Origin of the sequence: Vibrio sp. 10N.261.52.A1 (assembly GCF_002876325.1) — a bacterium.
In the GTDB taxonomy this organism is placed as follows: domain Bacteria; phylum Pseudomonadota; class Gammaproteobacteria; order Enterobacterales; family Vibrionaceae; genus Vibrio; species Vibrio chagasii.
Genome location: NZ_MCYD01001234.1, coordinates 1 through 10,172, shown reverse-complemented (window position 1 = coordinate 10,172; position 10,172 = coordinate 1). Strand labels below are relative to the sequence as shown.

At 47.0% G+C, this 10,172-nt stretch carries 7 protein-coding genes; all 7 read left to right on the top strand.

The window, feature by feature from the left end:
• Nucleotides 1-225: 225 nt before the first annotated feature.
• The 7 genes from gltB to BCT81_RS26015 all read left to right on the top strand — a co-directional run bounded on the left by gltB (nucleotide 226) and on the right by BCT81_RS26015 (nucleotide 10,052).
• Nucleotides 226-4,689 carry a glutamate synthase large subunit gene (gene gltB, locus BCT81_RS26045; RefSeq protein WP_102426343.1) on the top strand — a complete coding sequence of 1,488 codons (4,464 nt, stop codon included), beginning with the start codon at nucleotides 226-228 and terminating at the stop codon, nucleotides 4,687-4,689.
• A 16-nt stretch (nucleotides 4,690-4,705) separates the two neighbouring features.
• The gene (locus BCT81_RS26040) at nucleotides 4,706-6,118 is read left to right on the top strand and encodes an FAD-dependent oxidoreductase (RefSeq protein WP_102426342.1); all 1,413 of its coding nucleotides are present in this window, start codon (nucleotides 4,706-4,708) and stop codon (nucleotides 6,116-6,118) included.
• A gap of 170 nt (nucleotides 6,119-6,288) precedes the next feature.
• Nucleotides 6,289-6,717, top strand: a complete 429-nt coding sequence (locus tag BCT81_RS26035; protein WP_008222873.1) for a DUF1499 domain-containing protein — start codon at nucleotides 6,289-6,291, stop codon at nucleotides 6,715-6,717.
• Nucleotides 6,718-6,844: 127 nt separating this feature from the next.
• Entirely contained in the window at nucleotides 6,845-7,540 is a 696-nt protein-coding gene (gene mtnN, locus BCT81_RS26030; RefSeq protein ID WP_004741524.1) for a 5'-methylthioadenosine/S-adenosylhomocysteine nucleosidase, read from the top strand.
• 10 nt (nucleotides 7,541-7,550) lie between these two features.
• Entirely contained in the window at nucleotides 7,551-8,504 is a 954-nt protein-coding gene (locus BCT81_RS26025; RefSeq protein WP_102426341.1) for a cobalamin biosynthesis family protein, read from the top strand.
• A gap of 1 nt (nucleotide 8,505) precedes the next feature.
• On the top strand, nucleotides 8,506-9,360 hold the full coding sequence (gene btuF / locus BCT81_RS26020; RefSeq protein WP_008222870.1) for a vitamin B12 ABC transporter substrate-binding protein BtuF: 855 nt from the start codon (nucleotides 8,506-8,508) through the stop codon (nucleotides 9,358-9,360).
• A gap of 74 nt (nucleotides 9,361-9,434) precedes the next feature.
• A complete protein-coding gene (locus tag BCT81_RS26015; RefSeq protein WP_061033370.1) occupies nucleotides 9,435-10,052 on the top strand; it encodes a TRIC cation channel family protein in 618 nt (205 codons plus the stop codon).
• Nucleotides 10,053-10,172 lie beyond the last annotated feature (120 nt).

Below are 10,172 nucleotides of genomic sequence, written 5' to 3'. Positions count from 1 at the left end.
TTACGTGGTTAATCGCGTTTATGCATGATAATTAACCATGAACTTGACCTTAAACACAATTAGCTATACGTTGTAAAACTGGTGAAAATAAAGCCACTGGGTTTTGTTGACACAAAGGATAACGTTGAACTAGCTAAAAAACGGTAAGTTTATAAAAAATAACAAGTACATGAATAGTTAGTCATTTACTGTCTGGATGACAGAGAAGCAAAAGGGAGAATTGCAATGGCTCTATATGATCCTAGTCTTGAAAAAGACAACTGTGGATTTGGTTTAATAGCGCAAATGGAAGGCCAACCTAGTCATAAGTTGGTGAGAACTGCTATTTCAGCCCTAGATCGCATGACACACCGTGGTGGTATCGCTGCGGATGGTAAAACTGGAGATGGCTGTGGCTTACTACTACAGAAGCCAGATTCCTATCTAAGAATTATTGCAGAAGAGAATAATTTTAATCTCGGCAAGCAATACGCTATTGGCATGATTTTCTTCAGCCAAGACCCAATCAAAGCTCAATCAGCACAAGAGATCGTCAATAAAGAGCTCGCCCAAGAGACATTGACCGTTGCTGGTTGGCGTGAAGTTCCGACCAATACCGAAGTATTAGGTCCTATCGCAAAAGATTCTGTTCCAAATATTCAGCAAGTATTTATCTCTGCGCCAGCCGGTTGGCGTGAGCGTGATATCGAACGCCGCTTATACATCGCGCGTCGCAGAATTGAAAAACAGATCACCGAAGACAAAGATTTCTATATCTGTAGCCTTTCAACACAAGTGATGGTCTACAAAGGCTTGTGTATGCCTGCCGATCTTCCGCGATTTTACCTCGATCTTGCAGACTTACGTATGGAATCAGCGATATGTCTGTTCCACCAGCGTTTCTCGACTAACACACAACCACGTTGGCCTCTCGCGCAGCCATTCCGTTATTTAGCGCACAATGGTGAAATCAATACCATCGAGGGTAACCGTCAGTGGGCCAAGGCTCGTGCCTACAAATTTGCTTCACCACTGCTGCCAGACTTGCAAACTGCAGCACCTTTCGTGAATGAAACGGGCTCTGACTCCTCAAGCCTAGATAACATGCTCGATCTATTCCTAGCCGGTGGTATGGATGTGTTCCGAGCTATGCGTATGCTGGTTCCGCCTGCTTGGCAGAACCACCCAGATATGGATCCAGACCTGCGTGCCTTTTACGACTTCAACTCCAAGCACATGGAACCGTGGGATGGCCCTGCTGGTATCGTTCTATCTGACGGTCGTTACGCGGCATGTAACCTAGATAGAAATGGCCTGCGTCCTGCGCGTTATGTCATTACCAAAGACAACCTAATCACACTGGCATCAGAAGTTGGTATTTGGAACTACGCGCCAGATGAAGTAGCAGAAAAAGGTCGTGTTGGGCCTGGTGAACTACTGGTGATAGATACTCGCCGTGGCAAGCTATGGCAATCTAACGAGATCGATAATGACCTCAAAAGTCGCCACCCTTACAAAGAGTGGATGGAAAAGAACGTTCACAAGCTAACACCATTTTCTGAACTCGATGATGACCAAGTGGGTAAGCGTAGCTTCGACGATGACACGCTCAAAACCTACCAAAAACAGTTTGCAATGAGCAACGAAGAGTCCGATCAGGTATTACGCGTGCTTGGTGATATGGGACAGGAAGCGGTCGGCTCAATGGGCGACGACACGCCAATGGCGGTACTCTCTTCAAAAGAGCGTCTGGTCACTGATTATTTCCGTCAGAAGTTTGCCCAAGTCACCAACCCACCGATTGATCCTCTGCGTGAAAAGCATGTGATGTCACTCGCCACCAGCATTGGCCAAGAGATGAACGTGTTCTGTGAAACAGATGGACACGCCTATCGTGTGACATTTGATTCTCCTATTCTACTTTACTCAGACATGCAGCAACTCCTGCAACTGAATCAAAAGCACTACCGCCATTCGATCCTAAGCATGCACTACGATCCAGCTCAGCAAGATCTCGAACAAGCCATCAATGCCGTATGTGATCGTGCGGAACAAGAAGTACGTGACGGTGCGGTTTTGGTTGTGTTATCGGATAAAGGTTTAGAGAAAGGCAAACTACCAATTCCAGCAGCAATGGCGGTGGGTGCAGTACAGACTCGCCTTGCTGATACCGACCTGCGTTGTGATGCCAACATCGTAGTGGAAACAGCAACCGCTCGCGATCCACACCAATTCGCGGTACTACTTGGCTTTGGTGCAACTGCGGTTTATCCGTACCTTGCTTATGAGGCGTTAGGCAAGATGCTCGATGATGGATCTTTAGACAAAGACTATCGTGCAGCGATGCAGAACTACCAAAACGGCATCAACAAAGGTCTGTATAAGATCATGTCGAAGATGGGGATTTCAACCATTGCTTCTTACCGCTGTTCGCAGCTTTTCGAAGCCGTTGGCCTACATTCTGATGTCGTTGAGCTCTGTTTCCGCGGAGTTACCACTCGAATTCAAGGCGCAAGCTTTAGCGATTTCCAGCAAGATATTTACAACCTATCACGTAAAGCATGGACTAAGCGTAAGCCAATCGAGCACGGTGGTTTACTGAAATACGTCCATGGTGGTGAATACCACGCTTATAACCCAGACGTGGTCGGCACGCTGCAAACCGCTGTAAAAACTGGCGAAACGTCGGATTACCTCTCTTTTGCTAAGCAGGTAAATGCTCGCCCTGCGGCTATGTTACGTGACTTAATGAGCCTAAAGAAAGCCGATAAACCATTAGCCCTTGAGCAAGTAGAACCAAGCAGCGATCTCTTTAAACGCTTTGACTCAGCGGCGATGTCGATTGGTGCCCTTAGCCCAGAAGCACATGAAGCACTGGCAATGGCGATGAACCGCTTGGGCGGTTACTCAAACTCTGGTGAAGGCGGTGAAGATCCAAGACGTTTTGGTACCGACCGTAACTCACGCATCAAACAAATTGCGTCTGGCCGATTTGGCGTAACACCACATTACCTAACCAATGCGGATGTTCTGCAAATCAAGGTTGCACAAGGTGCGAAGCCCGGAGAAGGTGGTCAGCTGCCAGGTCATAAGGTGACGGCAGAAATCGCTAAGCTGAGATACTCGGTTCAGGGTGTTACTCTGATCTCCCCGCCTCCGCATCACGATATTTACTCGATCGAAGATTTGGCTCAGCTGATTTTCGACCTTAAGCAAGTTAACCCTAAAGCCTTGGTTTCTGTGAAGTTAGTGTCTGAACCAGGTGTTGGTACTATCGCGACTGGTGTGGCAAAAGCTTACGCCGATCTGATCACCATATCTGGTTACGATGGCGGTACTGCAGCGAGTCCACTGACCTCGGTAAAATACGCGGGTTGCCCTTGGGAACTTGGGCTAGCAGAAACTCAGCAAGCACTGGTTGCAAACGGACTTCGTCATAAGATCCGCCTGCAAGTCGATGGTGGTCTGAAAACCGGTCTCGATGTAATTAAAGGCGCGATTCTCGGTGCTGAAAGCTTTGGCTTTGGTACTGCACCGATGGTGGCAATGGGTTGTAAATTCTTACGAATCTGCCACCTCAATAACTGTGCAACAGGTGTTGCAACTCAAGATGAAACATTACGCCGCGAATACTTCAAAGGGCTACCAGATATGGTGGTTAACTACTTTACAGGCTTAGCCGATGAAGTTCGCCAACACCTTGCTGACCTTGGTGTAGAAAAACTCACTGACCTAATCGGACGCACAGATTTACTGGAGGCTGTTGAAGGCCTGACTGCGAAACAGAGTAAACTGGATCTCTCATCGATACTGGAAGCTCCGGTATCACCAGAGGGGCATCCTCTGTATTGGACCGAACCAAACGCACCATTTGATAAGGCTCAGCTCAACCAGCAGATCCTAGACGATGCACTCGATGCGATTGAGAAAAGACAGTCCACCAGCCTTTACTACAACGTTATTAATACAGACCGTTCTATAGGCGCTCGTATCTCTGGCGAAATTGCTAAGCGATACGGCAACCAAGGTATGGCTGGTTCGCCAATCAAATTGTACCTAGATGGTACCGCAGGCCAATCTTTCGCTGTTTGGAACGCAGGCGGCGTTGAGCTGTATCTAACAGGCGATGCCAATGACTATGTTGGCAAAGGCATGGCTGGCGGTAAGGTAGTCATTAAACCTCACCAAGGCACCGCATTTACTTGTAACGAAGCGACCATCATAGGTAACACCTGCCTGTATGGTGCAACCGGAGGCAAGTTATTTGCAGCAGGTACTGCTGGCGAACGATTCGGCGTACGTAACTCAGGCACGGTTGCTGTAATTGAAGGCGCAGGTGACAACGCTTGTGAATACATGACCGGCGGTATTGTTGCCATTCTTGGCGCAACTGGCGTCAACTTCGGTGCGGGTATGACAGGTGGCTTCGCTTATGTCATGGATAAGAATGAAGACTTCCAAGGTCGAGTGAACAACGAGTCGGTTGAGGCGCTTTCCCTATCTGACTTATATATCCACCAAGAACACCTGCGTGGCTTGATTGCAGAGCACTTAGAAGAGACAGGCTCAGTACACGCTGAAGCTATTCTGGCGAACTTTGATGAATGGATTCCAAAGTTCTATCTAGTGAAACCAAAGACGGCGGATCTAAACACCTTGCTCGGCCACCAAAGCCGCAGCTCAGCTGAACTTCGTGTTCAAGCGCAATAATTGGAAGGAGCCAATAATGAGCCAGAATGTATACCAATTTATTGATGTGAATCGCGTAGACCCAGCGAAGAAACCAATCAAGATACGTAAGATTGAGTTTGTAGAGATCTACGAACCGTTCACTAAACAGCAAGCCAAAGCACAAGCAGACCGCTGTTTAGATTGTGGTAACCCTTATTGTGAATGGAAATGTCCAGTTCACAACTACATCCCTCAGTGGCTTAAGCTTGCCAATGAAGGGCGCATTATCGAAGCAGCTGAACTATCTCACCAGACCAACAGCCTGCCAGAAGTATGTGGCCGTGTGTGCCCTCAAGACCGCTTGTGTGAAGGCTCTTGTACCCTCAATGACGATTTTGGTGCCGTCACCATAGGTAACATTGAAAAGTACATTACCGATAAAGCCTTTGAGATGGGTTGGAAGCCAGACATGTCTCACGTTGAATGGACCGATAAAAAGGTCGCAATCATCGGTGCGGGTCCAGCTGGTCTTGCGGCGGCTGATATCTTAGTACGTAATGGTGTGAAAGCCGTTGTGTTTGATCGTTACCCAGAGATAGGTGGTCTCCTCACTTTTGGTATTCCATCGTTCAAGCTTGAGAAAGGTATCATGGAGAATCGTCGCCGCATCTTTAGCGAGATGGGCGTTGAATTCCGAATGAATACCGAAGTTGGCAAAGACATTCAACTTCAAGAGCTGGTCGATGATTACGACGCTGTTTTCCTTGGTGTAGGCACTTATAAAAACATGCGCGCCGGTCTAGATAATGAAGATGCACCGGGTGTTTATGACGCTCTGCCATTCTTAATTTCGAATACCTACAAGGTCATGGAGCTGGAAAACCCAACCCCATTTATCGATATGCAAGGTAAGAAAGTCGTCGTGCTTGGTGGTGGTGATACGGCGATGGATTGCGTTCGAACCTCTATTCGTCAGAATGCGGCAGATGTGGTGTGTGCTTACCGTCGAGATGAAGCCAACATGCCGGGCTCTCGCCGTGAGGTGAAGAATGCACGTGAAGAAGGCGTGAAGTTCAAGTTTAACCTCCAGCCTATCGGCTTAGAGCTTGATAGTTCTGGGCATGTTGCTGGCGTTAAAGTCGTGAAAACCGCATTAGGTGAACCTGATGAAGCAGGCCGTCGCCGCCCAGAACCTGTTGAAGGCAGTGAGCACATTCTTGAAGCCGATGCCGTGATCATGGCATTTGGTTTCCAACCTCACGTTATGGAATGGTTAGAACCTTTCGGTGTCGAGCTTGATCAATGGGGCCGAATTAAAGCACCCGACCAGCAAGAGTTTCAGTACCAAACCACCAACAGCAAAATCTTTGCCGGTGGTGATGCGGTTCGCGGCTCAGATTTAGTGGTGACCGCTATCGATGAAGGCCGCAAAGCCGCTGAAGGGATATTAGATTACCTAGAAGTGTGATTAGGTTTCCTTTATTACTCAGTTCGTTACTATAAAAAAGGATCCGCATATGGATCCTTTTTTAAGTTCGATACGTTTACTAACGGCATAATAAAAAATACGTAAAACAATCGAAAATTAACCAATACCGAGAACTACAATTAAAACTAAAATTCGCCATAGGAAACACTATGAAAAAAGCCGCTCTCCTCTCGCTATCACTTTTAACTTTAACCGCTTGCAGCCAAGGGATTACGGACATGAAAGACAGAACTTCATCACCTTGTGGTGACAAACCAAATTGCGTATCAACACAAGATGACCGTGAACAACACGCTTTGGCTGCATACGAGCTATCCGATTCAGCAAGCCTTGATGCCATTGAGCAAGTCGCTTTGACTTTGCCGGGCGCGAAAACGGCCAACAAAACCGATGATTACCTGCGTGTTGAGTGCACATCACGCATCATGCGCTTTGTCGATGACCTTGAGTTAAAAGTCGATGGAGACAAGCTCATCGTTCGTTCAGAGTCCCGCACTGGCTACTCTGACTTTGGTGTGAACCGTAAACGAGCAGAACAACTTCGTGCTAGCTTGCAAAGCGAAGGTCTAATCAAATAGACAAAGAATACTGGAGTAAATCCACACTATTCGGATGAGAAGTGCTTCTGGGCAGTCGCTCGACGCTTCTTATCCATGCTACAATTTCGCTCTACTGTTTAAATATTTTTTAATTAAGAGACTACACATGAAAATCGGCATCATTGGCGCAATGGAGCAAGAAGTTGCGATCCTAAAAGCAGCTATTTCAGACATTACTGAAGTTAATAAAGGCGGTTGTACCTTTTTCTCTGGTCAGCTAAATGGTGTTGACGTTGTTTTGCTTCAATCAGGCATTGGTAAAGTAGCTGCGGCTGTTGGTACCTCTATCCTACTAAGCGAATACCAACCAGATGTCGTTCTAAACACGGGCTCTGCTGGCGGTTTTGATTCAACTCTAAACCTTGGCGATGTAGTTATCTCTACAGAAGTACGTCACCACGACGCAGACGTAACAGCTTTCGGTTACGAAATCGGCCAGATGGCAGGTCAACCAGCTGCATTCAAAGCTGACGAGAACCTGATGAAAGTAGCTGAGCAAGCGCTAGCTCAAATGGAAGACAAGCACGCGGTTCGTGGCCTTATCTGTACTGGCGACGCATTTGTTTGCACAGCAGAACGCCAAGAGTTCATCCGTAAACACTTCCCATCTGTGGTTGCTGTAGAAATGGAAGCTTCTGCGATTGCTCAAGCTTGTCACCAGTTCCAAGTACCATTTGTGGTTGTTCGTGCAATCTCTGACGTTGCAGACAAAGAATCACCAATGAGTTTTGAAGAGTTCCTGCCACTAGCAGCACAAAGCTCTTCTGAAATGGTTATCAAAATGGTTGCCCTACTAAAGTAAGCGACTAAGCATGCAAACACTGTTTGATCAGGTATTTGCAAATGGCGTGCTCCTTGTAATGTGGGGAGCACTGCTTTTTCATTTGATTCTACCTATCCCTCATGCCGCACACCCCACGACCTTATGGCATAAGTTTGCTGAGCTTTTAGCAAGCAAGGTTAATAACAACCAAAACTATTCCCAAAGCCTGATCTCTGGCACCTTAGCCTGGGGATTAATGGTACTTCCAGCTCTGATTCTTCTCTTGGCACTGCAACCTTTGGTTTGGCAGACTCAGCTGTTTCAACTGGCTTTGTTACTGCTCGCCATTGATTGGCGTAATAATGAAAAGCTGGCAAACCAGCTCATTAAAACACTTAGCCGAGAAGATAAAGTGACTGCGCGTCAATTGCTGGCTCCGATTGTCAATCGTCAAACGGATTCACTATCGTCACTAGGGCTTGGGAAAGCTGGGGCTGAGACCATCATCATGGGCTACGGTCGCAATGTGGTTTGTGTGCTGTTTTGGTACGCCATCGGAGGCGGAATCGCGGCGTTGATGTATCGCCTGATTATCGAATTAGCTCGAGCTTGGTCACCAAGTCGCAAGCAGTTCTCTCCTTTTGGCTCAACAGCCATCAAAATCGTCGCGATCCTTGAATTTTTCCCAATGCGTTTATTTGCTTTAATGATCGTATGCGGTGATAAAGCGTCTCACACACTTAAGATGATGCTAACTCAAAGTCGCTCTTGGCCTCTGCCAGGCCCTGCGTGGTTGATTACAGCAGTAGGCAATAAGCTTGAGCTATCACTCGGTGGTCCGGCTATTTACAACGATACCAAAGCCATTCGCGCAAAATTAGGCGGAAGAATCGCCCCATCCGCACTGCACTTATCACAGGTTCAAAAGCTGCTATTTGGACGCATCGCTATTTGGATATTCTTACAAAGCTTCGCCTTACTCATTATTCACCAAGGGATTTAAAGTGAAACCCTCTCAACTTGTTACATCATGTGCAACTTTCGCGATCAGCTTTAGCTTATGGATACCAAGCACGCTTGCAACCGAAGTAACTAAGGCAAAACGCGTGGTCAGCTTAGCCCCTCACGCCACAGAGCTCGCATACAGTGCGGGTTTAGGCGATAACTTAGTTGCTGTGAGTGAACGAAGTGATTACCCACCACAAGCCGATAAGCTAGAAAAAGTGGCAAACTATCAAGGTATCAAGGTTGAGAAAATCATCGCGCTTCAGCCAGATCTTATCCTTGCTTGGCCAGCGGGTAACCCACCGAGAGAACTGGCGAAACTGGAGCAGTTTGGCTTTAATATTTATTACTCGAAAACCAAAAGCCTAGACAGCATCGCGACCAATATAGAGCAACTTAGCCAATACGCCAGCGATCCGAGTATCGGTGAGAATAATGCTAAGCAATACAAAGAGCAGCTCAACGCATTAAGGCTAAAATACAAAGATGCGGAGCCTGTCAGCTACTTCTACCAGCTAAGTGAAAAACCTATTATCACCGTGGCACAAGGACACTGGCCAAGTGAAGTATTTGAGTTTTGTGGCGGCCGAAATATTTTTGAAGACAGCGCTTCACCCTACCCGCAAGTCGGTATTGAGCAAGTTGTGCTGAATAAACCGCAAGTGATCTTCACTTCTCAGCACGCTATTGAGAATGGAACCATGTGGCAATCGTGGGCGGAAGAGATCCCAGCCGTCGCTAAAAATCAGATATGGTCGCTCAATTCAGACTGGATTAACCGACCAACCACAAGAACTTTGCAAGCTATCCAGCAAGTGTGCGATTACTTCGATAGAGTCCGAGAAAATCACTAACTTTTTAGTCTGTTTTTTCGTACAATTCGCCACCGACCTGTCCCTACAATTTTAACAATAAGAGCACCAGTATCATGGACTCCATGCTGCTTTATATTATCGATTTATTTGGCACTGCCATCTTTGCTATCTCAGGCGTATTTGTTGCTGGACGCCTAAAAATGGACCCTTTTGGTGTCGCCGTTCTCGGCAGTGTAACCGCTATTGGCGGAGGTACAATTCGAGACATGGCACTGGGTGCTACTCCTGTTTTTTGGATAACCGATACCACCTATCTTTGGGTCATTATCGTTACCTGTTTATTAACTATGATCATCGTGAGACGCCCCAAGCGTTTGGCATGGTGGATCCTACCCGTCTGTGACGCCATAGGTTTAGCCGTGTTCGTTGGTATTGGTGTTGAAAAAGCATTGGCTTATCAAGACTCAGCATTGGTTGCCATCATCATGGGCGTAATTACAGGCTGTGGCGGCGGCATTATTCGTGACGTACTTGCCCGAGAAGTACCGATGATCCTGCGAAGCGAAGTCTACGCGACCGCTTGTATCATCGGCGGAGCATTCCACACTATGGCTATTCGCATGGGCCACGATTCAGAGACAGCTTTCCTAGCTGGCGTATTCTCTACATTGTTGATCAGACTTGGCGCCATTCGTTGGCACTTATCGTTACCAACTTTCGCAATTAAATAGACTATCGCTGAAAATAGAAAAAGGCTCCACTTAGGGGCCTTTTTTAATCTTGCCACCTCAGCGATCTGCTCTTCCTCTCCCCTTCAAGTCACTTCCACATATCTACTTTTAACTTAGTAA